At 28.2% G+C, this 25,905-nt stretch carries 23 protein-coding genes; 15 read left to right on the top strand and 8 right to left on the bottom strand.

Features of this window, described 5'->3' with window-relative positions; genetic code table 11:
* Positions 1–26 precede the first annotated feature (26 nt).
* The 5 genes from IC175_RS09405 to IC175_RS09425 all read left to right on the top strand — a co-directional run bounded on the left by IC175_RS09405 (position 27) and on the right by IC175_RS09425 (position 4,982).
* On the top strand, positions 27–1,052 hold the full coding sequence (locus IC175_RS09405) for an ABC transporter ATP-binding protein (RefSeq protein WP_227433328.1): 1,026 nt from the start codon (positions 27–29) through the stop codon (positions 1,050–1,052).
* A complete protein-coding gene (locus IC175_RS09410) occupies positions 1,045–1,989 on the top strand; it encodes an ABC transporter ATP-binding protein (RefSeq protein ID WP_227433327.1) in 945 nt (314 codons plus the stop codon). The genes IC175_RS09405 and IC175_RS09410 overlap by 8 nt, the downstream gene beginning before the upstream one ends.
* 327 nt (positions 1,990–2,316) lie before the next feature.
* Positions 2,317–3,171, top strand: a complete 855-nt coding sequence (locus tag IC175_RS09415) for a protein-ADP-ribose hydrolase (protein ID WP_227433326.1) — start codon at positions 2,317–2,319, stop codon at positions 3,169–3,171.
* Positions 3,172–3,360: 189 nt separating this feature from the next.
* A complete protein-coding gene (locus IC175_RS09420) occupies positions 3,361–4,332 on the top strand; it encodes an alpha/beta hydrolase (protein ID WP_227433325.1) in 972 nt (323 codons plus the stop codon).
* Between the two features lie 200 nt (positions 4,333–4,532).
* Positions 4,533–4,982 carry a hypothetical protein gene (locus tag IC175_RS09425; RefSeq protein WP_227433324.1) on the top strand — a complete coding sequence of 150 codons (450 nt, stop codon included), beginning with the start codon at positions 4,533–4,535 and terminating at the stop codon, positions 4,980–4,982.
* A gap of 171 nt (positions 4,983–5,153) precedes the next feature.
* Here the strand turns inward: IC175_RS09425 and IC175_RS09430 are convergent, their stop codons facing one another.
* Entirely contained in the window at positions 5,154–6,083 is a 930-nt protein-coding gene (locus IC175_RS09430; RefSeq protein WP_227835929.1) for a helix-turn-helix transcriptional regulator, read from the bottom strand.
* Positions 6,084–6,275: 192 nt separating this feature from the next.
* On the opposite strand from IC175_RS09430, the gene modA reads away from it, so the two are divergent.
* From modA to IC175_RS09450, 4 genes are all read left to right on the top strand, one after another.
* Positions 6,276–7,088 carry a molybdate ABC transporter substrate-binding protein gene (modA, locus tag IC175_RS09435; RefSeq protein WP_227482961.1) on the top strand — a complete coding sequence of 271 codons (813 nt, stop codon included), beginning with the start codon at positions 6,276–6,278 and terminating at the stop codon, positions 7,086–7,088.
* Between the two features lie 148 nt (positions 7,089–7,236).
* A complete protein-coding gene (gene modB, locus IC175_RS09440; RefSeq protein WP_227433321.1) occupies positions 7,237–7,920 on the top strand; it encodes a molybdate ABC transporter permease subunit in 684 nt (227 codons plus the stop codon).
* Positions 7,921–8,997: a sulfate/molybdate ABC transporter ATP-binding protein gene (locus tag IC175_RS09445; RefSeq protein WP_227433320.1), complete on the top strand. Its 1,077-nt coding sequence runs from the start codon at positions 7,921–7,923 to the stop codon at positions 8,995–8,997. It abuts the gene before it with no gap.
* Between the two features lie 5 nt (positions 8,998–9,002).
* Positions 9,003–9,560: a sugar O-acetyltransferase gene (locus IC175_RS09450; protein ID WP_227433319.1), complete on the top strand. Its 558-nt coding sequence runs from the start codon at positions 9,003–9,005 to the stop codon at positions 9,558–9,560.
* 213 nt (positions 9,561–9,773) lie between these two features.
* Here the strand turns inward: IC175_RS09450 and IC175_RS09455 are convergent, their stop codons facing one another.
* The 7 genes from IC175_RS09455 to IC175_RS09485 form a co-directional block, all read right to left on the bottom strand.
* Positions 9,774–10,790 (bottom strand): ABC transporter substrate-binding protein, encoded by a 1,017-nt coding sequence (locus IC175_RS09455; RefSeq protein WP_227851457.1) that lies wholly within the window; start codon positions 10,788–10,790, stop codon positions 9,774–9,776.
* A gap of 32 nt (positions 10,791–10,822) precedes the next feature.
* Positions 10,823–11,845, bottom strand: coding sequence for a CD0873 family tyrosine ABC transporter substrate-binding lipoprotein (locus tag IC175_RS09460; protein WP_227433317.1), 1,023 nt, complete (start codon positions 11,843–11,845; stop codon positions 10,823–10,825).
* A gap of 155 nt (positions 11,846–12,000) precedes the next feature.
* Positions 12,001–12,756 carry an ABC transporter ATP-binding protein gene (locus IC175_RS09465; RefSeq protein WP_227433316.1) on the bottom strand — a complete coding sequence of 252 codons (756 nt, stop codon included), beginning with the start codon at positions 12,754–12,756 and terminating at the stop codon, positions 12,001–12,003.
* The gene (locus IC175_RS09470; RefSeq protein WP_227482959.1) at positions 12,743–13,645 is read right to left on the bottom strand and encodes an ABC transporter permease; all 903 of its coding nucleotides are present in this window, start codon (positions 13,643–13,645) and stop codon (positions 12,743–12,745) included. The genes IC175_RS09465 and IC175_RS09470 overlap by 14 nt, the downstream gene beginning before the upstream one ends.
* 799 nt (positions 13,646–14,444) lie before the next feature.
* A complete protein-coding gene (locus IC175_RS09475; RefSeq protein ID WP_227482958.1) occupies positions 14,445–15,482 on the bottom strand; it encodes an ABC transporter substrate-binding protein in 1,038 nt (345 codons plus the stop codon).
* Positions 15,483–15,635: 153 nt separating this feature from the next.
* Positions 15,636–16,391 (bottom strand): ABC transporter ATP-binding protein, encoded by a 756-nt coding sequence (locus tag IC175_RS09480; RefSeq protein ID WP_227824761.1) that lies wholly within the window; start codon positions 16,389–16,391, stop codon positions 15,636–15,638.
* Positions 16,392–17,279, bottom strand: coding sequence for an ABC transporter permease subunit (locus IC175_RS09485; RefSeq protein ID WP_227436775.1), 888 nt, complete (start codon positions 17,277–17,279; stop codon positions 16,392–16,394).
* An 816-nt stretch (positions 17,280–18,095) separates the two neighbouring features.
* On the opposite strand from IC175_RS09485, the gene IC175_RS09490 reads away from it, so the two are divergent.
* The 6 genes from IC175_RS09490 (at position 18,096) to glgA (ending at position 25,904) form a co-directional block, all read left to right on the top strand.
* Positions 18,096–19,682: an NAD(P)H-hydrate dehydratase gene (locus tag IC175_RS09490; protein ID WP_227824762.1), complete on the top strand. Its 1,587-nt coding sequence runs from the start codon at positions 18,096–18,098 to the stop codon at positions 19,680–19,682.
* Between the two features lie 189 nt (positions 19,683–19,871).
* Positions 19,872–20,318, top strand: a complete 447-nt coding sequence (locus IC175_RS09495; RefSeq protein WP_227436772.1) for an NfeD family protein — start codon at positions 19,872–19,874, stop codon at positions 20,316–20,318.
* A gap of 20 nt (positions 20,319–20,338) precedes the next feature.
* On the top strand, positions 20,339–21,382 hold the full coding sequence (locus IC175_RS09500) for an SPFH domain-containing protein (protein ID WP_227436770.1): 1,044 nt from the start codon (positions 20,339–20,341) through the stop codon (positions 21,380–21,382).
* A gap of 758 nt (positions 21,383–22,140) precedes the next feature.
* Positions 22,141–23,301, top strand: coding sequence for a glucose-1-phosphate adenylyltransferase (locus tag IC175_RS09505; RefSeq protein ID WP_227851458.1), 1,161 nt, complete (start codon positions 22,141–22,143; stop codon positions 23,299–23,301).
* A gap of 1 nt (position 23,302) precedes the next feature.
* The gene (glgD, locus tag IC175_RS09510; RefSeq protein ID WP_227436767.1) at positions 23,303–24,433 is read left to right on the top strand and encodes a glucose-1-phosphate adenylyltransferase subunit GlgD; all 1,131 of its coding nucleotides are present in this window, start codon (positions 23,303–23,305) and stop codon (positions 24,431–24,433) included.
* 28 nt (positions 24,434–24,461) lie between these two features.
* The gene (gene glgA / locus IC175_RS09515) at positions 24,462–25,904 is read left to right on the top strand and encodes a glycogen synthase GlgA (RefSeq protein WP_227824764.1); all 1,443 of its coding nucleotides are present in this window, start codon (positions 24,462–24,464) and stop codon (positions 25,902–25,904) included.
* Position 25,905: the final 1 nt, after the last annotated feature.

Raw genomic sequence — 25,905 nt, forward strand, 5'->3', positions numbered from 1 at the left:
TTGAATAGCATAGGGGTTGATGGTTTTTGGAACATTTATTGGAGGTTAATAATCTATCTGTAAGCTTTAAAATAGAAGAAGGCGAAGTACAGGCTGTGAGAGATGTGTCCTTTACCCTAAAAAGGGGTGAAACACTAGCTATAGTTGGAGAATCTGGTTGTGGAAAATCTGTATTATGCAAAAGTTTGATAAAGATACTTCCATATAATGGATATATCAAAAGTGGAGAGGTTCTATTTAAATCAAAGGACTTAGTTAAAAAATCTGAGAAAGAAATGGAAGATATTAGAGGAAGAGATATATCAATGATATTTCAAGACCCTATGACATCTTTGAATCCAACCATATCAATAGGAAAGCAAATAACTGAAGCTATAGTAATCCATCAAGGCATAAGTAAAAGTGAAGCTAAGAAAAGAGCTATAGAGCTTATTGAATTAGTTGGGATAGATAATCCTGAAAAAAGATTTAAACAATTTCCGCATCATTTTTCAGGAGGAATGAGGCAACGTATAGTAATTGCTATAGCACTAGCTTGTAATCCAGAAGTATTAATTGCTGATGAGCCTACAACAGCCTTGGATGTGACTATACAAGCTCAAATAATTGACTTAATAAAAGAACTACAAAATAAAATAGGCTTATCAATAATATTTATAACTCATGATTTAGGTGTAGTTGCAACTATGGCTGATAGGATAGCAGTTATGTATGCAGGTAAGATTGTAGAAATAGGAACAGTAGAAGATATATTTTATGACCCTAGACATCCATATACTTGGGGATTATTAGGTTCATTACCTACTTTAGATTCACAAGAAGATTATTTGTATAATATACCTGGAATGCCTCCAAATTTATTAAATCCTCCAAAGGGGGATGCATTTGCAGTAAGAAATAAAAATGCTCTTAGGATAGATTATGAAAAGGAGCCACCAATGTTTAAAATTAATGATACACACAGTGCAGCAACTTGGTTATTGCATCCAGATGCACCTAAAATAAATATACCAGTTAGGGTAAATGGTGGAAGGGTGATTTCTAATGAATAAAGAAAAAATACTAGAAATAAAAAATTTAAAACAATATTTTCATTTGGATAAAAGTACTATTGTAAAAGCAGTTGATGATATAAGTTTTGATATATATAAAGGAGAGATATTTGGTTTAGTAGGAGAATCTGGTTCAGGAAAATCTACAACTGGTAAAACTATAATAAAGTTACATGAGCCTACTGGTGGAGACGTAATTTACAAGGGAAATTGTATCTCAGATAAAAAATCATATAAATTTGTAAAAAAAGATGTAAATAAAAGTATGCAGATTATTTTTCAAGATTCTACCTCATCATTAAATCCTCGTATGACAATTGGAGATATAATTTCAGAGCCACTTAAAATTCAGGGTGTCTGTAAAAATAAAGCAGAAAGACTGGATAAAGTCTATGAGATGTTAAATTTAGTGGGACTTGATAGAAGCTATGCAAATAAATATCCTTCTGACTTTTCAGGTGGGCAAAGACAACGTATTGGTATAGCTCGAGCTCTTTCAGTAGACCCAGAGTTTATAATAGCTGATGAACCGATAGCCTCTTTAGATGTGTCTATACAAGCACAAATAGTAAATTTATTTAAAAAATTACAGAAAGAAAAGAATTTAACTTGTTTATTTATAGCGCATGATTTATCTATGGTGAGACATATTAGTGACCGTATAGGAGTTATGCATAATGGAAAATTAGTAGAATTAGCGAATTCAGAAGAGTTGTATAATAATCCTATACATCCATATACAAAGTCTTTACTTTCTGCAATTCCTATTCCTGACCCAAGATATGCTAAGGTAAGAAATAGAGTGGAATATAATTATAGTATGTATAATTGTTCAAGTGATGAGTTATCAAGTTGGATTGAGGTTTCAGATGGTCATTTTGTATATGCTTCTAAATCAGATATAAATAAATACCAACAAAATTTAAAAGTTGTTTAGTGTAAAAACCATTCTAGGTAAGAGTTGCTTATTTAGAGTGGTTTTTATGTATGTAAATTTATGTGTAAAAGTGTAAGCTTTAGAACGTTCCCTTTAATTATTATATTTAAAAATTTTATGATTAAAGTGTTAGCAAGTAGCATATTATTTTATAAAGGTTTATATAAAATACTTAAAATTGTTCTATATTTTGTCTTTAAATATATTAATATTAAAAAATTTACACTTTTAACAGGATTTATGTAAGTGTTTATAGAAATAAATAAGTATGTACATAATACATAATTATTTTTTATAATTCTAAAATAAAAGAATGGAGAGATAGCTATGAAGTGGAGAGATTATGCTGATGATGTAAACTTATTTGAGGATTTTGATAGAAGTATCAAACCTCTAACTGACGAACAAAGAAAGAAAAATATAAACACTTTAATTGCATATTTTTCAAAAGAAGTTCCTTCTAAAATATACAATTTATCAAATGATGAAATTAAGCCTAGAGATATACTTAGAGGACTTCTTAATGTATATCCACCAAAAGAAATTGCTCCAGAGATACTTAGTATGTTACATAACTTATTGTTAATTGAATGTGAAGAAAGAGAGTTAGTAGATGTAAATGATATAGAAGAAGTTGAGGAAGGCATTGCTATATGGAGAGGCAATATAACTAATTTAAAAGCAGATGCAATAGTAAATGCTGCAAACAATAAGCTATTAGGATGTTTACAACCATTACATTTATGTGTAGATAATGAGATACATTCATGCGCAGGTCCTAGACTTAGAGAAGATTGTGATAAAATAATAAAAAAACAAGGACATTTAGAATATACAGGAGATGCTAAAATAACTAGAGGTTATTGTCTACCTGCAAAATTTGTAGTACACACTGTTGGACCTATTGTATCTGGTGGTCAGCCAAGCAAAGAACAGGAAAAACAATTACTACATTGCTACAAATCATCTCTAAATACTATAAGAGAAATTGATGAAATAAAGAATATCGTTTTTTGTGGTATTTCTACAGGGGTATTTGGATATCCAAAAAAAGAAGCAGCTAATCTTGCTGTAAATAGAGTGAGATTATGGCTAAAAGAAAATCCTGAGAAAAATTTAAAAGTTGTATTTAATGTATTCACAGAAGAGGAAGAAGAAAAATATAGAAGAATATTTAGATAGCACTTGCCAATAAAGTATCTAGTAATATTTATTAGATAAGGCAATAGCTTATAAATATTAATGATTGATAAAATATAATTTGTAATTTTAGTAGATTAATAGGTATAATAGAAATCATAAGAGTAGTATAAGTAGCGATTGTATTACTTTTAAAAAACAAAATATAGGAAAATTAAATGGTAAATAAATATGAAAAATAGTTTTAAGAATTATATTAGTTTAAGAAATAAGGTAATAATTGTATCAGTTGTATTTCTGTTAATACCGTTAATCATATCGTATATATTTGGCAAATTGGTGTACGATAGTTCAGTTGGCTCAGAACAGTTAATAAAAAAAGAAGATGTATTAAAAGTATTTTCTAAGAGGAAAGATAAGCCCTTAGATAAATTGAAAAACTACAAGACAGATGAGCTGATGATACAAAGCTCTAATAATTACAAACTTGAAAGTCTTTTTATGAATTCAAATATAAAAACAAAAAATACTATTATAATTGTTCATGGAATGGGAAGTAATCACTATGAAATGCTAAAAATAGCATATGAATACTTAGATAAAGGTTATAATGTATTGATTTACAATCAAAGAAATACTGGTAATAGTGGAGGCGACAATTATACATTTGGTCTTTATGAGAGATATGATTTAGATAGTATAGTTAAGTTTGTAAAAAATAAATTCCCAGATGGTAAATTGGGAATCCATGGATTTTCTATGGGTGCAGGAACAGCTGCTATGCATACAGCTATAAACTCAGAAAGTCAAGAGGTCGATTTTTATATATTGGATTCTCCATATTCTGAAATGAAGGATGCCATTAGAATGGGAGTAATAGAAAAACATATACCAAATGTATTAGTAAATTATGTCGTAGCATGTGGGGATGTGTATAATAAATTTAAATCTGGATTTTGGTATAGTGATGTAGAACCATATAAGGCAATCGAAAAGAGTAATGTTCCTATACTATTTATACATGGAACAAAAGACACTGTTTGTAATTATCAAAATAGCCAAACCATGTATGACTTAGTCAAGCATAATAAAAAAGAGCTATGGCTCATAGAAGGTATTGAACATGTTGCTGGATATGACTCTGATAGTAGAGCATATTTCAATAGAATTTTTAGGTTTATAGATAGTAGTATTATCAATTAATAGAAATTAGTTGTATATTTTAATAGCTTATTTATTTTATTACAAAATAAATAAGCTATTTTTCATATTAAATACAAATATTTAATATGAATTAATTGATTATGAAAATGAAAATAACTACCAATTAAATTCACCTGTACCTCAAATAAAAGAGTTAGTATTATATACAATAAAATCTAACGAAAAGAGAGGTAGTATATATGAAAAACAAAAATAATAAAGAAAAAGGCATGTTGAATATGAGAGTATTAAGAGTTTTGGGATTACTATTAATATTTTTTGACTATACAGGAGATACTTTAAATTTTTATAACTTTTTTGCTAAACCCTTAGTATCAGGAAGTTTATATCAATCAGGAGGAGCTGATTATATAGTATTATTGTTATTTGTTACAGAATGTGTATACTTAGTTGGAAGATACATATTAAAAGTTAAAATAAATTGGAGTGAAGTTATTGAAAATGAAAAAGATAATTTTATTAATAATTTATTAGTTGAGAAGATACAAGAAGAAAGCAACTTTGTATATAACCTATTAAACTCATTTATTTTACCGCATGTATACAAGATAGGAAAATTATTCATATCAAAAACACATAATACGTTAATCTACATTAAGGAAAATTACTATTATGTAAATATATATTAATATATTTAACTATTTAGTATATTGAATTTTATATGTGGCTACCAAAATGAACAATATAGGTTTTTATGATAGACTGAATTTTTTGATGTACGTTTTTGGCATACATAAAAATCGCAATTTACTTTACAATTAATTTATAAGTCATGTAAAAATAGATTGCGATTTTTATTTTTAAACTTCTGCTATGATTTTGCCTGTGTCAATCAAATCATATCCACCAAGACCTTGAAGTTCGGCCTTAAATTCAGCTGAATTAATTATACTAATTATAGTTTGGTAGACAGGTTTTTTCAAGTCTTCTTTTTTAATAACCAAATCATAACGTTCCTTGTGAAGAGGAATAAAGTCAATATTGTTTACTTGTAGAGCAGCTTTTTCATTGCCTAATCCAACATCAGCTATACCACGAGAAACCTTGCTTGCTACACCTAAATGCGATAATTCTTCATTATAATAACCATTTATATCAGTGCCATTAAAATTTAAAAGTCTAAGTTTGCCATCAAGCAAAACTCTAGTTCCAGCCCCTTTTTCTCGATTTACAAGTGTTATATTTGGTCTGGTTAAATCATTCCAACCTTTTATTTCCTTAGGATTTCCTTTAGCAACATAAAAACCTTGCATTCTATATGCTAGATTTATAAGTACACATGGGATTCCTGGCAATAGTTTTTTAACAAAAGTACTATTATATTCGTCTGTTTCAAAATCCCATAGATGGGATGATGCTATAGAAACCCTGCCATTATATAATTCATATAAAGCATTATAACTTCCTATATAAGAGCGAAATGTATTTACTCTATCTAATCTTTTTTCAACAGACCTAGCTAAAATGTCTAATATTACATCTTGACCAGAAATAATAATTTTACAATTATTATCAATATCTATATTTTTATTGTTAAAATGTGTATCTTTAATTTTACCAGTTTTTTGATTGTTGATATATTCTTCGACATCTTTAATATCAACTCTTATTTTTTTACCTACTTTGTAAGAAGGAAGTTCACCTCTTTTGATTAATTCATATACAGTATTTTTTGTTATCTTTAATAATTCAGCTACTTCAACAGGTGTCAAAGATGATAATGAGTCCATAATCCACCTCCATATAAGGTTATTTTAACATTAAAAAAAGAAAAATGTAGAAAAATATTTAAAAGTAATATAAATAATTTACTTGAAAATTTATTAGCAGGTATATATAATTAAGTTATACATAACAAAACGTGATAAAACATGATAAAACGAATTAAAATATGTATCAAATTTACAAAAAGGGAGAGTATTATGAAAAAAATATTGGGAATATTAGGATTAGTTGCATGTTTAACTTTGGGGACAGTTGGATGTAGTAGTAAAGAAAGTCCAAAAGATGATAGTAAAGAAGAAAAAACAAATAAAAGCAGTGAGACAGTAGAACTAAACATATCTGCTGCTGCAAGTTTAAAAGAAGCAATGGCAAAAATTGAAGAAGAATACAAAAAAGTTGATTCCAATGTAAAGCTTACAGTTAACTATGGAGCATCAGGTTCACTTCAACAGCAAATAGAACAAGGTGCACCATGTGATTTATTTATTTCAGCAGGTCAGAAACAAATGAAAGCTTTAGATGAAGAAAAGTTATTGGTTTCTGATACTATGAAAGATTTAGTTAAAAATGATTTAGTTCTTATTTCTTCAGCTGGTAGTGATGTATCTAGTATGAAAGACTTAACTACAGATAAAGTAAAGAAAATTGCAGTTGGAGAGGCTGAAAGTGTTCCAGCAGGTAAATATGCAGATGAAGTATTAACTAATTTAAATTTAAAAGAGACATTAAAAGATAAATTGGTGTTTGCAAAAGATGTAAAAGAGGTTTTAGCATGGGTGCAATCAGGTAATGCAGATGTTGGATTCGTTTATTTTAGTGACACTGTGAATAATGATAAAATAAAAGTAGTTGAGAAAACAGATGAAAAAACTCATTCACCTATTACATATCCAGTTGCAGTAATTGAAGCTAGTAAAAATGCAGATGCTGCTAAGAAATTTGAAGAATTCCTGTTGAGTGATGCAGGACAAAAGATTTTTGAGGAATTTGGATATAAAAAAGTAGAATAAGCTTACAAATAATTTATATGTAATTAAAAAGAAGTTGTATATAAATAAATGAAAATTGAAAATAATTGTATATTATAATAAAATGGAAATAGTGAAATTAATATATTTATTAATTTCACTATTTCCATTTAAATTAAGGAGGGAAAAAATGGGGACAGATTGGTCACCTTTATGGATATCACTTAAGACAGCTTTTTTGTCAACGATAATAACTTTTATAATAGGAATATTTGTGTCATATATTATGGCTAACTATAGAGGTAAGTGGAAAGGTATTATAGATGGTATCTTTACACTTCCATTAATTTTGCCACCCACAGTTGTTGGATTCTTTTTATTGTTGTTATGTGGGAAAAATGGCTTTGTAGGTAAATTTTTACTGAATTTTGATAAAACCTTAATATTTAGCTGGACAGCAACTGTAATCTCAGCAGTAGTAGTATCTTTTCCTATGATGTATAGAACTTCAAGGTCAGCTTTTGAACAAATTGATAGCAACATGTTGTCTGCTGCTAGAACCTTAGGTCTTAATGAATGGAAAGTTTTTTTAAAGATTGCAGTACCATTAGCTTGGCCTGGGATAATAGGTGGACTTGTGTTGTCGTTTGCTAGAGCACTTGGAGAATTTGGTGCTACACTTATGATAGCTGGAAATATACCTGGAAAAACTCAAACTATGCCAATCGCTATATTTTTTGCAGTTGAAGGTGGAGATATGAATAAAGCTATGATGTGGGTTATGATTATTGTAGCGATATCTATAGCAATGATTTTATTATTAAATTATTGGTCAGAATTCCAGCAGAAAATAATAGGAAAGAGGTGCAGATAGTTGAGTTTATATGTAGATATTGAAAAAGATTTATCCTCTTTTAAATTAAAAGTAAAAATTGAACAGGAAAAAGGAATTTTAGGATTTTTAGGTGAATCTGGTTCTGGAAAAAGTATGACATTAAAATGTATAGCAGGACTTGAAAAACCTACAAGAGGTAAGATTATATTAAATGAAAGAGTATTGTTTGATTCTGAAAAAAAGATAAATTTATCAACACAAGAAAGAAACATTGGTTTTTTATTTCAAAACTATGCATTATTTCCTCACATGACTGTAAGCCAAAATATCGAACTTGGTCTTTCAAAGTTAAGTAAAGATGAAAAAAAGGAAATAATAATGAAATATTTAGAAATACTTAAATTAAATGGATTTGAGGGTCGATACCCTTGGCAATTATCTGGTGGTCAGCAACAAAGAGTAGCACTAGCTAGAGCCTTAGCTACATCTCCAGATATACTACTTTTAGATGAACCTTTTTCTGCATTAGACCATCATTTGAGAAGTAATATGGAAAAAGAACTTATGAATATGTTAAAAGATTATAAGGGAGATATATTGTTTGTTACTCATGATATTGAAGAAGCTTACCGAGTTTGTGATGATATTATGGTTTATAATAAAGGAGAAGGTCTTCCAAAAAGACCTAAAAAAGAACTATTTGAGTCTCCAAAATATCTTATAGAAGCAAAAATAACAGGATGTAAAAATATATCTCGATTAAATAGAATAGATAACAATACTATTTATGCTACAGATTGGGGATGTAAGTTGACATTAACTGGAAACATAGGTGATAATATAGAATATGTGGGAATCAGAGAGCATCATATTAAGGTTTTAGATTCTAGTGAAAATTTAGATGGCAAGTTATGTTTTAGACTAATTAACATTATAGAAAATCCATTTACATACACTATATATGCTATAAACAATAATTTATCTAGCAAAAGTATGCCTATTCAGATAGAATTAGAAAAAAACAAAATGAAATTTGATAAGGGAGACAGCATTTATTTAGATTTTCCACAGGAATATTTATTTTGCTTTAAGTACAATTGCAAAGAAAAGGAGTAATTTATATGACTGAAAAAGAAAAAATGTTGTCAGGGAAAGGTTACTATGCAAATGATGAATTGCTAGTAAAAGAAAGAGAGTATTGTAAAAAATTAACTAGGTTGTTTAATAACTCTTTGGAAGATGAATATGAAAAAAGAGTGGATATTTTAAAAAAACTATTTGGTTCAGTTGGGAATCAAATAAATGTTGAACAAAATATAAGGTGTGACTATGGATATAATATACATGTAGGTGAAAATTTCTTTGCAAACTATGACTGTATTTTTTTAGATGTATGTAAAATTGAAATTGGTGATAATGTAATGTTAGCTCCAAATGTTCAAATTTATACAGCTTATCATCCAATTGAGGCACAGCTTAGAATTTCAGGAATAGAGTATGGTTCACCTGTAAAGATAGGAGATAATGCATGGATAGGTGGAGGCGTGATTATAACTCCAGGAGTTACTATAGGTGATAATGTGGTAATAGGTGCAGGAAGTGTAGTGACAAAAGATATACCATCAAATACTGTAGCCGTTGGAAATCCATGTAGAGTAATAAAACATATAGAAGAATAATTTTATTTATATAAATAAGTTAAGATTATTAATATATTATCTTTGGATAAGAAATATATCAATGTAAAATTGAATAGACAATATATTAAAATAAAAATATATGCCTGTTTTTATGTTTGGAAAGATTCATAGAAACAGGCATATTGATTGTATATAAAAATATCATTAAATTTTACTTTATTTTCATATTTTATATTAATTAGAGTGGTCAAATTATTTATTTTCAGTTTTAATATAAACTATGTTCTTGTCAGAAGGTTTATCTAGAGAAAGTGCCTTTAGAGTATCTTCATTAATAATTAAATTAGTTTCTTCTAAACTTGTTATAGGCATATCTGAAACTTTAGATTCTCCTTTTAGGACCTTAACAGCCATCTCACCAGTCTTATAACCTAATTTTTCATAATCTATACCTTGGCAAGCTAATGCTCCACCTTTTACCATACCTTCCTCTGCAGCTATTATAGGTATTTTATTTTTAGTAGCAAGTTGAGAAACGATAGGCATAGAAGATGCAAGTAAATTATCTGTAGGAGCATAAATAACATTTACGCTACCCATTAAACTAGAAGCAGCTTGATTTATTTCACTAGAAGAACTAATTCCTTTTTCAACAACTTTAAGACCTTTATCATTTGCATATTTCTTCAAGTTATCAACTTGAACTTTAGAATTTACCTCACTAGTATTATATATAACACCTATAGTCTTTGCTTGTGGGATTAGTATATCAAGAGCCTTTAAACTCTTATCAATAGGTGTAAAATTAGAAGTTCCAGAAACATTTTTACCTGGTTTATCTAAAGAATCTGCAAATCCAGCTGAAACAGGGTCAGTTACAGCAGTTATAAGTATAGGTATATCTTTAGTAGCATTGTATGATGCCTGAGCAGATGGAGTAGATATAGCAAATATCAAATCTTTTTTATCAGAAACAAATTTACTAGCTATAGTTTGTGTAGTAGGCATATCATTTTGAGCATTTTGATAATCTATTTCTATATTTTTACCATCTTTAAATCCATTATCTTCTAGAGCTTTAATGAATCCTTCTCTGGATGCATCTAAAGCTTGATGCTCAACTAATTGAGTAATACCAATTTTTTTAATTTCATTATTTTTATCAGATGATTTATTTGACTCACCTTCATTATTTTTAGAACAACCTGTAATGGTAGATACACTAAGAACACCAATTAAAATTAAATTTATCAACTTACTGGACTTCATTTTGACCACTCCCTCATAAAAATCTATTATATTTATTCTTGTTTAGTTTTTACATAAGAAATATTTTCATTAGAAGGTTTTTCCATACCTAAAGCTTTTAGTATATCTTCATTAACAATGATATCTGTATCATCTGATGTAGCTACAGGCATATCAGAAACTGATTCACCATTTAAAATTTTAACAGCCATTTCACCTGTTTTGTAACCAAGTTTTTCATAGTTTATACCTTGACAAGCAAGAGCACCTTTTTCAACTGGACCAGATTCAGCTGCTATAACTGGAATCTTATTTTCAGTAGCTATTTTAGAAACTATTGGCATAGAAGAAGCTACTAAGTTGTCAGTAGGAACATATAAAACATCTATCTTACCAACTAAGCTAGAAATTCCCTGATTGACTTCATTTGAAGTAGTTATTCCTTTTTCAACAACTTTAAAACCATTTTTAGAAGCATATTCTTTTAAAGCATCAACTTGAACTTTTGAATTAACTTCACTAGTATTGTACATAACTCCTATAGTCTTTGCTTTAGGAGCAAATATTTTAAGTAGTTCTAATCCTTTTTCTACAGAAACAAAGTCTGATGTTCCAGATACATTTCCACCTGGTTTTTCAATTGATTTAACTAAGCCAGCAGCGACAGGGTCACTGACAGCAGTTATAAGTATAGGTATATCCTTAGTTGCATTATAAGCTGCTTGAGCAGATGGAGTAGATATTGCAAATATTAAGTCCTTTTTATCAGATGCAAATTTACTTGCAATACTTTGTGTAGTAGGCATATCATTTTGAGCATTTTGGAAATCTATATCAATATTTTCTCCATCTTTAAATCCATTTTTTTCTAAGGCTTTTACAAATCCTGTTTTAGTAGCATCTAATGCTGGATGTTCAACCAATTGAGTTATACCAATTTTTTTAACTTCTTTGTCTTTAGAGTTATTTTCTTGTTTAGAATTGCTAGAGTCTCCACCTTGTGAACATCCTGTAAGCATAGATATTCCAAGAGCACCAGCTAAAATTAAACTTACCAATCTTTTTTTATTAATCATTTTTATATCCCCCTCAAAAATTTTTTATTATTATATATGTTCATATATTCATATGAATGGTTGTAGTATTGCTAAAAATATTATGACTTTAAAATTATTTTATAAATAAACTAATTTGTAAGTAAGCTAAAATTAAATTATCATAATATATACTTTTAAACAGCATATTCAAATTTTTCTAAGATTTCTTCAACTGTTAATTCTTCTTTTTCTTTTCCCTTTACATCTAAGACCACTTCACCTTTATGGAGCATAATTAATCTATCTCCATATTGAAGAGCATGCTTTAAGTTGTGAGTTACCATAAGTGTAGTTATATTTTTTTCTCTTACAATTTTATCGGTTAATTCAATTACCTCATTTGATGTCTTTGGGTCAAGAGCTGCTGTATGCTCATCAAGTAATAAAACTGAAGGACTTGTTAAGCATGACATAATTAGTGAAAGTGATTGTCTTTGACCTCCTGATAAAAATTGTACTTGTACGTCTAGGTATTTTTTTAAATCTAGAGAAACTCCTTCTAATAAATTTTCTAGAAAATCTCTTTTATAACGAAGACATTTTTTTAGATTTAATAACTTACCTTTATTAAGAGCCAAAGATAAATTTTCTCTAACTGTCATAGAGGGACAAGTTCCTAAACTTGGGTCTTGAAAAACTCTACTTACTATTTGAGTTCTTCTATGTTCAGCCAAATTAGATAAATTGTGTTTATTTAATAATACTTGACCAGAAGATTCTTTTATAAGACCCGATATTATATTTAATAAAGTGGATTTACCAGTTCCATTGCTACCTATGATACTTACAAATTCACCGTCTTCTATGTCAATTGATAAATTTTCAAATATAGTATTAGGTTGACCGTATGGATTTGGGAAACTCTTTGAAAGATTTTTAATTTGTAACATCTATAACACCTCTTTTTTCAGATTTATTTTTGGTACTAGCCTTGTACTTGTTTTTTTTTAGTGAGATATTTAAGTTACCAGTAGCTAAGAAAGCTATTATAACTATGGCAGTTATCAGTTTTAAATCAGTTGATAACATACCTAAACTCATTGCAAAGTATATAGTGAATTGGTATATGAAAGAACCAACAATTATTGCAGTAGTATTTTTAATGAAAGTGAATTTCTTAAATAATGTAATACCAATTATGATAGAAGCAATTCCAAGTACTAAAGTTCCGATACCCATATTTACATCTGAGAATCCTAAGAATTGAGCCATCAAACTACCAGATAAAGCTATAAGTCCATTTGAAATCATAAGCCCTAATATTTTTATAGAACCGATGTTTATACCCAAAGATTTAATCATTTGAGAGTTGTCACCAACACCTTTTAGAGTGTATCCAAGACCTGTCTTTAAGAATAAATCCAAAAGTACTTTACAGATAAGTACAAATGCTAGAGCTAAAACTATAGGAGATATTTCTCCATTGAATAAATGCTTAAAACTAAATAGTGGGATATTTGATTTTCCCATTATTCTTAGGTTGATAGAGTAGAGCATTCCCATAACTAAAATACCAGAAAGTAAGTTAGATATTTTAAATTTAATGTGAAGTATACCAGTTACAAGACCAGCAATACAACCACATAAAATAGCCATTAAAGTTGCTACTATAGGAGAAATCCCATTAGTAAGAGAAAATGCTACAATAGAAGCTCCCATTGTGTAGCTACCATCAGCAGACATATCGGGAAAATCTAAGATTTTGTAAGTTATATAAACCCCCAGTGCCATGATTGATAAAATTAAACTTTGCGTCATTACAGATATAATACCTGACATAAATAAAACACTCCTTTAAAAATATTTTTATAATTTTAATTATTTGTTAATTTTGTATATAAAAAAACCACATAGTATAAACAACTATGTGGTAAAAACACGAATAAGCCACATAGTATAATCTATGTGGCTCTTATATAGTTAAATGAAAACTCTATAAACAATATAGCCTACATAGATACAATCCCAAAGTTTTGCTAGTCTTAAGGGGTCTGTATCTATGTTAAAACGTAGGTACAAACCCTAGAAATAGTGGCTATAGTAATAATAATATTTTTTATTGTTTAATAAAGTATTCATAATTATCTCTCCCTTTTAATATTTTAATTAGTCAGAAAATTATATGTATTCTTGACTTGTTATAAATTATAAATTATACAATAATAAAAGTCAACTGCTAAATTTAATTAAGATACTACATAGTGTATACTTGGAATTTTTAAAAGAAAATGTATCAATTGGAAAAAACGTTATCCTAAACTTATAAATTGAATGGGAATTTTGTGAAAAAATATTTAATTAAAGAAAAATGTGGAATGAAGATAAAGCTGTAGATATTAAAATTTATAAAAAAAAGCTGTCTAAGAAATTTAAATTTCTATTTAGACAGCTCAAATAATGATTAGAAAGTTATATAACTTTCATAATCTGTCGTCAAAATAGACGACTTTATGGAAAATGAATAACTTTATATGCAATAAATTGCTACAATAAGTACAATTTTCAAAGGGTTAGGGTGGATAAGAGTACTTACTATATAAAGTTTTCATATTACCTACTTTTTTGAATTTACTACATTTTACTCTGCAGATTTTGCATTTTTATCTGACTTTATATACTTTATATTATCTGCTGATAGCTTTTGCATGTCAAGTGCTTTTAGTGTATCTTCATTGATTATTATTTCAGTTTCATCTAACATAGCAACAGGTATATCACCAACAGATTTACCCTCTAACACTTCAATAGCAAGTTCTCCAGCCTTGTAACCTAGTTTTTCATAGTCTATTCCACAACAAGCTAAAGCACCAGATGATACAGAGCCTTCTTCAGAAGCTATTATAGGTATTTTGTTTTCGTTAGCTACTTTAGAAACTATAGGCATAGAAGAAACTATTAAATTATCAGTAGGAACATATAAAACATCTATTTTGCCAACTAAACTAGAAATAGCTTGGTTAACTTCACTTGAAGAACTGATTCCTTTTTCAACAACTTCATAATTATTTTTCTTAGCATAATCATGTAGAGAATCAACTTGTATTTTTGAATTAACTTCACTAGTATTGTATATAACGCCTATTTTCTTTGCTTTTGGAGTTAAAGTTTTAACCAATTCAAGTGTTTTATCAATTGAAAGATAATCTGATGTACCTGAAACGTTTCCACCTGGTTTTTCAAGAGATTTAACCAAGCCAGCCTCTACAGGGTCTGTAACAGCAGTCATGATTATAGGTATATCTTTAGTAGCATTATAAGCTGCTTGAGCTGAAGGTGTAGATATAGCATATATCAAATCTTTTTTATCAGATACGAATTTACTTGCAATACTTTGTGTAGTAGGCATATCATTTTGTGCATTTTGGAAGTCTATTTTTATATTATCTCCATCCTTATAACCTTTATCTTCTAGTGCTTTTATGAATCCCTGTTTTGCCTTATCTAAAGATGGATGTTCTACTAATTGAGTGATTCCTATATTTTTTATTTCTTTCTTGTCTGTTTTTTCATTGTCTTTTGAAGCATCTGAGCCTCCATTTTGAGAACATCCAGTGAGCATAGATATTCCAAGAGTACCAGCTAAAATTAAACTTACCAATCTTTTTTTATTAATCATTTTTATATCCCCCTCAAAAATTTTATTGTTATATATGTTCATATATTCATATGAATTATTGTAGTATTGCTAAAAATATTATGATTTTACAATTATTTTATAAATAAACTAATTTGTAACTAAGCTAAAATTAAATTATCATAATACATACTTTTAAACAGCATATTCAAATTTTTCTAAGATTTCTTCAACTGTTAATTCTTCTTTTTCTTTTCCCTTTACATCTAAGACCACTTCACCTTTATGGAGCATTATCAATCTATCTCCATATTGAAGTGCATGCTTTAAGTTGTGAGTTACCATAAGTGTAGTTATATTTTTTTCTCTTATAATTTTATCAGTTAATTCAATTACTTCATTTGATGTCTTTGGGTCAAGTGCTGCTGTATGCTCATCTAATAATAGAATCTTAGGGCTTGCTAAACTAGACATAATTAGTGAAAGTGATTGTCTTTGACCTCCTGAAAGATATTGTACTTTGATATCTAAGTATTTTTTTAAATCTAGAGAAATTCCTTCAAGTAAGTGCTCTAAGTCATTTGTTTTATGACGGAGACATCTCTTTAAATTTAGCAATTTCCCCTTATTAAGAGCCAAAGATAAATTTTCTCTAACTGTCATAGAAGGACAAGTTCCTAAGCTTGGGTCTTGAAAAACTCTACTTACTATTTGAGTTCTTTTGTGTTCAGCTAAATTTGTTATATTAGTATTATCTAGAGTGATTTCACCAGAGGATTCTTTTAATAATCCCGATATTATATTTAATAAAGTAGATTTACCAGTTCCATTACTACCTATGATACTTACAAATTCACCGTCTTCTATACTAAGGGATAAATTTTCAAATATAGTATTAGGTTGACCATATGGATTTGGGAAACTCTTTGAAATATTTTTAATTTGTAACATCTATAACACCTCTTTTTTCAGATTTATTTTTGGTACTAGCCTTGCACTTGTTTTTTTTAGTGAGATATTTAAGTTACCAGTAGCTAAGAAAGCTATTATAACTATGGCAGTTATTAGTTTTAAATCAGTTGATAACATACCTAAACTCATTGCAAAGTATATAGTGAATTGGTATATGAAAGAACCAACAATTATTGCAGTAGTATTTTTAATAAAAGTAAATTTCTTAAATAATGTAATACCAATTATGATAGATGCAATTCCAAGTACTAAAGTTCCGATACCCATATTTACGTCTGAGAATCCTAAGAATTGAGCCATCAAACTACCAGATAAAGCTATAAGTCCATTTGAAATCATAAGCCCTAATATTTTTATAGAACCGATGTTTATACCCAAAGATTTAATCATTTGAGAGTTGTCACCAACACCTTTTAGAGTGTATCCAAGACCTGTCTTTAAGAATAAATCCAAAAGTACTTTACAGATAAGTACAAATGCTAGAGCTAAAACTATAGGAGATATTTCTCCATTGAATAAATGTTTAAAACTAAATAGTGGGATATTTGATTTTCCCATTATTCTTAGGTTGATAGAGTAGAGCATTCCCATAACTAAAATACCAGAAAGTAAGTTAGATATTTTAAATTTAATGTGAAGTATACCAGTTACAAGACCAGCAATACAACCACATAAAATAGCCATTAAAGTTGCTACTATAGGAGAAATCCCATTAGTAAGAGAAAATGCTACAATAGAAGCTCCCATTGTGTAGCTACCATCAGCAGACATATCGGGAAAATCTAAGATTTTGTAAGTTATATAAACCCCCAGTGCCATGATTGATAAAATTAAACTTTGCGTCATTACAGATATAATACCTGACATAAATAAAACACCCCTTTGAAAATATTTTAAAATAATTTTTTAAATATAATTGAAAATTAAATTTTGGATATAAAAAAACCACACAGTACATATAACTGTATGGCAAAAACACGAATGAGCCACACAGTATAATCCATGTGGCTCTCTATAATATGATGATAAAATAAAAACTTTAACAACAATCACTATAGCCAACATAGATACAATCCTTAAAAATGGTAATCCTAAGGGGTCTGTATCTATGTTATGACAATTTGTCTTAACTTAGCTACAAACCCTAACTAAATTGGCTACTAAAAAATCGTACTTGTTTGTTTAATAAAGTCTTCATATTTACCTCTCCTTTTAATTTAATAATTTTGAAAATTTTGTTTTATATTTTGTATAGTAATTAGTTTAATACAGTAAAAAATAAAAGTCAACAATAAATTTTGAAAAATTATTAAATTGTCAGAAAATTGAGTTCGAATAAAAAAAGTTTTATGTATAGGATTGGGTAGTTTTCTTAACTTTTAATTTATAAATAAAAATTAAAATTCATTTGGATTTTAGAAACAAATTGAGCAAAAGGTAAACTTTTTATAGAATTAATGAAAATAGATTTTGAAGTAATATAATGACCAAAATTATATGATATAATAAATTGAATGATTATTTCAATTCAGAATTTTTATTATTTTTTTAATTATTTTTAGGAATCTTATTTTTGATGTTTTTATTCAAAATGTTTACAAGATTAAAAAGACTTCAGTAGATATTTATATGTTTTTATTTAAATATTTTAGGAAGTATTTAATTTTATAGGAGTGATGATATGTGTTGATAGGTACAGCGAATTTAAGTAGAAGTGTTGATAATGCATGCGTAGAAGAATTGGGAATTCCAATGATTGTATTGATGGAAAATGCAGTAATATCTGCAATGAGAAACATGGATATAGATATATATAATGATTATACAATTGTATGTGGTGTTGGAAATAATGGTGGAGATGGTCTTGGAATAGCAAGACATTTAAAGCTAAAAGAAAAAAATGTAAATGTCTTTTTAATTGGTAATATCAAGAAACTAAGTGAATGTTCTAAAATCAATTATAATATACTTTTAAATATGGGGATTAATATTATAAATATTGATAAAAATGATTTAAGCGAGGAATATAATGACTATATAAATAAAAATAAAGTAGATGAAATTATTGAAACAGAAAAACAGAGTATAATTAAAAATAAAAATTTAACAATGTTTAAGGAAGCAGTATCTAAAAGTGATGTTGTAATAGATGCAATATTTGGAACAGGACTAAAGAGAGAAATAACTGGTATTTTTAAAGAAGTAATTGATATAGTAAATGATAACAGCAAAAATACATATTCTATAGATATACCATCTGGTATAGATAGTGACAAAGGAAGTATACTTGGAATTTGTATTAAAGCAAAAAAAACAATTAGTTTTGAGTTTTATAAAAGAGGTTTTTTAAATTATGATGTAAACTCACTTATTGGGGATGTAATTGTAGAAAAAATAGGTATTCCAGATTTTATTACAAGAAAATACCATAATGATGAATTCATAACTGATGAGAGTTTTGTAAAAAATAATATTAGAAGAAGAGATAAGAATGGATTTAAAAGTGATTTTGGAAAAGTATCTATAGTTGCAGGCTCAAAAGGATTTTATGGGGCTAGTTTCATAGCAACTGAATCTGCTGTTAAAAGTGGAAGTGGTCTTGTAACTTTGATTAGTAGTAAAGATGTACAAGAAAAAGTATCTATTAGACTCACTGAAGCAATGACTGTAAATTTTGAAGAAGAGAGAGTTGATAAACTATTGAGCTCTAGCAATGCAATTGGTTTTGGTCCAGGAATGGGAGATAATCACAAAACTTTTGAGAGATTACTTAGAGTAGTAGAAAACTCTAGTTGTCCAATAATATTGGATGCAGATGGATTAAATGTTATGAAGGATAGATGCTATAAGTTTTTAGAGTGGAAAAATAAGTTTGTAATTACTCCACATCTGGGAGAAATGGCCAGGTTGACAGGTGACTCAATTGGGTATATAAGAGAACATAGAGTAGATGTGGCAAAAGAATTTGCTCAAAAATACAATGTAGTTGTCCTTTTAAAAGGATATCAAACTATCATAACAGATGGTAAAGAAACATATATAAATCCTACAGGAAATAGTTGTATGGCAACTGGTGGAATGGGAGACTGTTTACTTGGTATGATTACTTCTTTTGTAGGTCAAGGTATGGATATACTTGAAGCTACAGTGAGTGGAGCATATGTACATGGTTATATAGGAGATAAGTTAGGAAAAAGTATGTATACAGTAAATGCAACAGATTTAATAAGTAACATTTCGTTAACAATGAACAAGTTTTTGATTATTTAATTACTAATATTTGATACTACTTTGTAACAACTTTAACAAAGTATGCTGATATAATACTATTAAATTAATCTCAAATTGACTTATTTTATTGGTTTTTGGTTGATTGTTTAAAATCATATTCAAATATATTGTATAAAGAATATGATTTATATAGTGTTTGATAATTCATATGAAAAGAGGGTAGATAGTATGAAGTTGATATGGTTAATAGTAGCAGTCTTATTTGGAATAGCAGAAATGTTGACTCCAAGCTTAACACTAATATGGTTTAGTGTGGGAGCAGTAATACTTATATTTTTAAGTACTTTTATAAAGAGTATATTTTTACAAGTTTTAATATTTGCTGTAATTTCTATAGCTATGTTAGTTGTAGCTACTAAGAAAATTGTAAAAAAAGATAAAACTTATAAATCTAATACCAATTTACAAGCAATGATATCTAAAAAAGGTGTTGTTACAGAGGAAATTTCTCCAAATCAAACTGGTTTAGTTGTAGTTGAACATGAAACATGGACTGCTATTTCTATAGATGATGAAAAGATTGATAAGGGTTCTACAGTAGAAGTATTAAAAATAGAAGGGGTAAAACTAGTTGTTAAAAAAGTAAATTCTGCAACTAGTGTGACGAATCAATAAAATAAAAGGAGGATATATTTATGGGCATGAAAGTTGTTTTAAGTATTGTATTAATAATAGTAGTAGTAGCAATAAGTTTAACTTGTATAAGAGTAATAAAACAATCTAAAGTAGGTATAATAATGCGACTTGGTAAGTTTCAAAAAGTGGCTGAAACAGGAGTACATTTCTTGATACCATTTTTAGATAAAATGGCATATGTGATTGACTTGAGAGAAATTGTAATAGATTTCCCACCTCAGCCAGTTATAACTAAAGATAATGTAACTATGCAGATTGATACAGTTGTATATTATAAAGTTACAGACCCAGTTAGATATGTATTTGAAATAGCAAATCCAATAGCTGCTATTGAAAATCTAACAGCTACAACTTTAAGAAATATAATTGGTGAACTTGATTTAGATGAAACACTAACATCAAGAGATATAATAAATGTAAAAATGAGAACAATCCTTGATGAAGCAACAGATAAATGGGGAATAAAAGTAAATAGAGTAGAGTTAAAGAACATAATGCCTCCTCATGATATTCAAGTTGCGATGGAAAAGCAAATGAGAGCGGAAAGAGAAAGAAGAGAAGCAATACTTCAAGCAGAAGGTAATAAGTCAGCTGCTATATTACAAGCAGAAGGAGAAAAACAATCTGCTATATTAACAGCAGAAGCAAGAAAAGAAGCTATGGTACGTGTAGCAGAAGGAGAAAAAGAGTCTGCTATATTGGTAGCAGAAGGTGAAGCTGAGGCTATAAGACAAACAGCTATTGCTAAAGCACAAGGTGAAGCTGAAATGATTAAAAGAACTCAAATGGCTACTGCAGAAGGTTTGAAATTAGTATTTTCAGCTATGAAAGAGTCTGACATTGACAATAATATCTTAGCATTAAAATCTATGGAAGCACTTGAAAAAATGGCTGAAGGTAAGTCAACAAAATTGGTTTTACCTTCAGAAGCAGTTAATTTCTTAGGAACATTCAAAGGAATAAAAGAAGTCATGAGTGATGATAAAAATGATATATTAGATGTAAAAGATGCATTTAGTGGAAATGATTCATTAAAAAAATAAAAGAGTTTTTTATAGTAGGAAGGAAATGGAAATTAAATGTCGAATTAATTAAATATAGTATAGAATGCACATTGAAAAGAAGAAGACTTATAGTTTTTTAGGTCTTCTTCTTTGTTTTTATTTATAAAACGCGATTTTAAAAATAAATTAACAGAATTTTTATACAATTTACCCTTTACTAATGTAAAAAGTGTTATATAATATTAAATAAAACATATAGGAAAAGAAAGTAACTTTAATTTGGATATTTATATTGATAACATATATAGTTATAAAAATATCAAACATAATGAATATGTCTAACAATAGAACTAAAATTTTATAATTCACTGATTTAATCATAGATGAGCAAATAACAAAAAATAAAATTAGCTAGTAATTATTTAAAGATTTTTAGATAATCATGTCATATTATGTTCTATTATTATCAAATCAAAAAAGCATAAAAATTTAAGTATGTTTGTATGATATAAATTGATTTATAAAAAATATTTTTTATATCTATAAAATAAATGTTTATATTATTTTCTAACTAGGAATTGAATATTATAAGTACTATAGCACTTATGGAAAATAATGTATACTTCAATAAAGTAATTATGGGGTATACATTATAGAAATTGTATAGTTTATATTATTTTACTCTTATTACATTATCATTTGGGCAAAATTTATACACAACATTTATTGACTAAAAGTTTATAAAGGTAAAAATGCAATTATAAATATTAATTACTAGATGAGGGGAGTGTCATTAAATGAAAAAAGAGATGTTAGCTATGATTTTGGCAGGGGGGCAAGGTTCAAGACTTGGAGTTTTCACAAAGAGAATTGCAAAACCAGCTGTATCATTTGGAGGAAAGTACAGAATTATTGACTTTGTTTTAAGTAATTGTTCAAATTCTGGTATAGATACTGTAGGTGTTTTAACTCAATATAGACCACTGATATTAAATTCTCATATAGGTATGGGAAGTCATTGGGATTTAGACAGAATAAATGGTGGAGTATATGTATTACAACCATTCATGAATGAAAAAGAGGGAAATTGGTATAATGGTACAGCACATGCTATATATCAGAATATGGATTTTGTAGATACCTATAATCCAGAATATGTATTAATATTATCTGGTGACCATATATATAAGATGGATTATAGTAAAATGCTAAAATTTCATAAAGAAAAAGGCTCTAAGGCTACGATTGCAGTAATTGAAGTACCTTGGGATGAAGCTTCTAGATTTGGCATAATGAATACAAATGAAGATTCAAGTATTTATGAATTTGAAGAAAAGCCAGGTGAACCTAAAAGTAATTTGGCATCTATGGGAGTATACATATTTGATTGGAAAATGTTGAGAAGTTATTTTAAAGAAGCAGAAAAAAATTCAGATATAAATTATGATGATTTTGGAAAGAATTTAATACCTAAAATGTTAGAGGATAATGTTGGAATGTATGCATATCCATTTAAAGGGTATTGGAGAGACGTAGGAACTATACAAAGTTTATGGGATGCAAATATGGATATAATTAAATCTCCAGAAACACTGGATTTATCAGACCCTAAATGGAAGATATATACAAATACAATGGCAATGCCTCCTCAATATATAGGCAAAAGTGCAAATGTTCATAGATCAATGATAGCTGATGGTTGTAGAATTTTAGGAGAAGTAGGAAACTCTGTATTATCACATGGAGTTGTTGTTGGAAAAGGAAGTAAAGTAATTGATTCAGTAATCATGCCAAATGTTGTAATAGGAGAAAATGTAACTATAGAAAAAGCTATGATAGGTGAATGTGCAACTATAAATGACAATGTTCAGATAAAAAATGTAAATAGTGAGATAAATGTAGTTTCTGAATATGAAAATATAGAGCCTAGATGCGTATTAATAGAAGGAGGTCTTTAAGATGAGAAATGAATGTTTAGGTATAATAAATTTAAACAAAAAAGGAGACCCTGCAATAAATAAACTTAATTATGGAAGACCGATAGCTTCTACACCAATAGCTGGAAGATATAGAATAATAGATTTTGCTCTATCTAATATGATAAATTCAGGAATCACAAAAGTTGGAATATTCGCAAAAGAAAAGTATAGATCATTGACAGACCATATAGGTAGTGGAAAAGATTGGGATTTAAGTAGAAAAAAGGGTGGTTTATCAATTTTTAGCCCAGAAAATACTAAGTATAGAAATACTTACTCACATAGAGAAGGAGATATATACACAATACTAGCTAATCTTGATTATATAGAGAAAAGTGAAGAAGAATATATTTTAATAGCTCCAAGTTATATGTTATGTAACCTAGATTACTCTCAGGCTTTGGAGTACCATAAAAAATCTCATAATGATATAACTATAATATATAAAAATGTAAACAATGCAAATAAAGATTTTGCTGGTAATCTAACCTTAAACTTAGATAGTAATAACAGAGTAATAAATGTAGGAAATAATTTAGGAAAATTCCCTAGAGCAAATATATGTATGGAAACATATATTATGAAACGTGAAGATTTTGTAGAATGTATATATAATATTGTAAATAAAGGGAATTATTGTTATTTAGAAGAGTTCATTGTTGAAGAAGCAGAAAATATGAAAATAGGAGCTTATGAGTATACAGGATATTTGAAATGTGTAAATTCTGTTGAATCATATTTTCAAATGAGCAAAGATTTATTAGAAATAGAAGTGGCTGATGAATTACTGTATTCTGAAAGAAAAATATTTACTAAAGAAAAGAATGAGTCACCTACAATTTACACAGATAGTGCAAAGGTAGAAAATAGTTTTATAGCATCAGGTTGCTTAATAGAAGGTACTGTAAAAGATAGCATTATATTTAGAAAAGTTAATGTTGAAAAAGGAACAGTTATAGAAAACTCAATAGTAATGCAAAATTGTGTAATAAAGTCAAATGCAAAACTATATAATGCAATACTAGATAAAAATACAAGTGTATCAAAAGGAAAAGAGTTAAAAGGAGATGAAAAATATCCTATTGTAGTAGAAAAAAATACGAATATATAAAAATATTTTTTAGAAGGGGGAATAGCTAGTGAAGGTTTTTTATGTAACAGCAGAGTGTTGGCCCTTTGCTAAAACTGGAGGATTAGGAGATGTATCTTATGCATTGCCTAAAGAATTAAAAAAAGAAGGTGTAGATGTAAGGGTAATAATGCCTAAATATTCAACTATACCAAGTTATTTAAAAGATCAATTAAAAGAAATAGCCGTTTTTAGTGTACGCGTTGGATGGAGAAATCAATATTGTGGTCTTTTAGAAATGGAACTAGATGGTGTTAAATTTTATTTTATAGACAATGAATTTTATTTTAGAAGAGAAGATGAGAGAAAGAGTATTTATGGGTATGGAGATGATGCAGAAAGATATACATTCTTTACAGATGCTGTCTTAGAAGCTATAAGTAGAATTGACTTTTATCCAGATGTAATACATATAAATGATTGGCACACAGGTATGTTGCCATTAATTTTAAAAGAGAGATATGCAACCCTTGAGGGGTATAAAAATATAAAAACTATGTATACTATACATAATCTACAATATCAAGGTGTATTTGATAAGTATGTCTTAAATGATATATTAGATTTACCTGAAAAATATTTTGATAATGGAGATATAGAGTATTATGGTTCAATAAATTTTATGAAAGCTGGAATAAATTTTGCAGATAAAGTTATAACTGTTAGTCCTACTTATGCAAATGAGATACAAACATCTTTTTATGGAGAACAATTAGATGGTTTGCTTAGAAAGGAATCAGGCAAATTAAAAGGGATATTAAATGGCATAGATTATGACCTGAATAACCCTGAGAAAGATAAGGATATATTTGTCAATTACAATGTAAATTCTATTGAGAAAAAATTGGAAAATAAATTAAGATTACAAGATATATTAGGATTAAAAAAGGATTCATCTATTCCATTAATAGGGATAGTTTCAAGACTAGTTTCTCAAAAAGGATTTGATTTAATAGCCTATATGATGCCTGAGCTTATGAGGGAAGATTTACAAATTGTCATTTTAGGAACTGGGGAACATCAATATCAATCAATGTTTAATTATTATGATTCTAATTTTTCAGATAAAGTATCTGCTAGAATTACATTCAATGCATCGTTGGCTCAACAAATTTATGCTGCAAGTGATATATTCTTGATGCCATCACTATTTGAACCTTGTGGTATAGGTCAAATGCTAGCTATGAGATATGGTTCTTTACCAGTAGTTAGAGAAACTGGAGGACTTAAAGATACTGTAATACCTTACAATCAATTTACTGGAGAAGGTAATGGATTTAGTTTTAAAAATTACAATGCTCATGAGATGTTTTTCTGTTTGCAAAATGCAATTAAAGTTTTTAAAGATAAAGAAAAATGGATTAAAGTAGTTGAGAATGCAATGAATACTGATAATAGTTGGAAAAAATCAGCTAAGGAGTATATAGAAACATATAGAGACATATGTGATTAAA

This window comes from Clostridioides sp. ES-S-0123-01, assembly GCF_020658415.1.
Classification (GTDB): domain Bacteria; phylum Bacillota; class Clostridia; order Peptostreptococcales; family Peptostreptococcaceae; genus Clostridioides.

Bases quoted from the DNA above. Each gene is read 5' to 3' on its own strand.
- IC175_RS09410 (WP_227433327.1), top strand. From the start codon at position 1,045: ATGAATAAAGAAAAAATACTAGAAATAAAAAATTTAAAACAATATTTT.
- IC175_RS09415 (WP_227433326.1), top strand. From the start codon at position 2,317: ATGAAGTGGAGAGATTATGCTGATGATGTAAACTTATTTGAGGATTTT.
- IC175_RS09420 (WP_227433325.1), top strand. From the start codon at position 3,361: ATGAAAAATAGTTTTAAGAATTATATTAGTTTAAGAAATAAGGTAATA.
- IC175_RS09425 (WP_227433324.1), top strand. From the start codon at position 4,533: ATGAAAAACAAAAATAATAAAGAAAAAGGCATGTTGAATATGAGAGTA.
- IC175_RS09430 (WP_227835929.1), bottom strand. From the start codon at position 6,083: ATGGACTCATTATCATCTTTGACACCTGTTGAAGTAGCTGAATTATTA.
- modA (WP_227482961.1), top strand. From the start codon at position 6,276: ATGAAAAAAATATTGGGAATATTAGGATTAGTTGCATGTTTAACTTTG.
- modB (WP_227433321.1), top strand. From the start codon at position 7,237: ATGGGGACAGATTGGTCACCTTTATGGATATCACTTAAGACAGCTTTT.
- IC175_RS09450 (WP_227433319.1), top strand. From the start codon at position 9,003: ATGACTGAAAAAGAAAAAATGTTGTCAGGGAAAGGTTACTATGCAAAT.
- IC175_RS09455 (WP_227851457.1), bottom strand. From the start codon at position 10,790: ATGAAGTCCAGTAAGTTGATAAATTTAATTTTAATTGGTGTTCTTAGT.
- IC175_RS09460 (WP_227433317.1), bottom strand. From the start codon at position 11,845: ATGATTAATAAAAAAAGATTGGTAAGTTTAATTTTAGCTGGTGCTCTT.
- IC175_RS09465 (WP_227433316.1), bottom strand. From the start codon at position 12,756: ATGTTACAAATTAAAAATCTTTCAAAGAGTTTCCCAAATCCATACGGT.
- IC175_RS09470 (WP_227482959.1), bottom strand. From the start codon at position 13,645: ATGTCAGGTATTATATCTGTAATGACGCAAAGTTTAATTTTATCAATC.
- IC175_RS09475 (WP_227482958.1), bottom strand. From the start codon at position 15,482: ATGATTAATAAAAAAAGATTGGTAAGTTTAATTTTAGCTGGTACTCTT.
- IC175_RS09480 (WP_227824761.1), bottom strand. From the start codon at position 16,391: ATGTTACAAATTAAAAATATTTCAAAGAGTTTCCCAAATCCATATGGT.
- IC175_RS09485 (WP_227436775.1), bottom strand. From the start codon at position 17,279: ATGTCAGGTATTATATCTGTAATGACGCAAAGTTTAATTTTATCAATC.
- IC175_RS09495 (WP_227436772.1), top strand. From the start codon at position 19,872: ATGAAGTTGATATGGTTAATAGTAGCAGTCTTATTTGGAATAGCAGAA.
- IC175_RS09500 (WP_227436770.1), top strand. From the start codon at position 20,339: ATGGGCATGAAAGTTGTTTTAAGTATTGTATTAATAATAGTAGTAGTA.
- IC175_RS09505 (WP_227851458.1), top strand. From the start codon at position 22,141: ATGAAAAAAGAGATGTTAGCTATGATTTTGGCAGGGGGGCAAGGTTCA.
- glgD (WP_227436767.1), top strand. From the start codon at position 23,303: ATGAGAAATGAATGTTTAGGTATAATAAATTTAAACAAAAAAGGAGAC.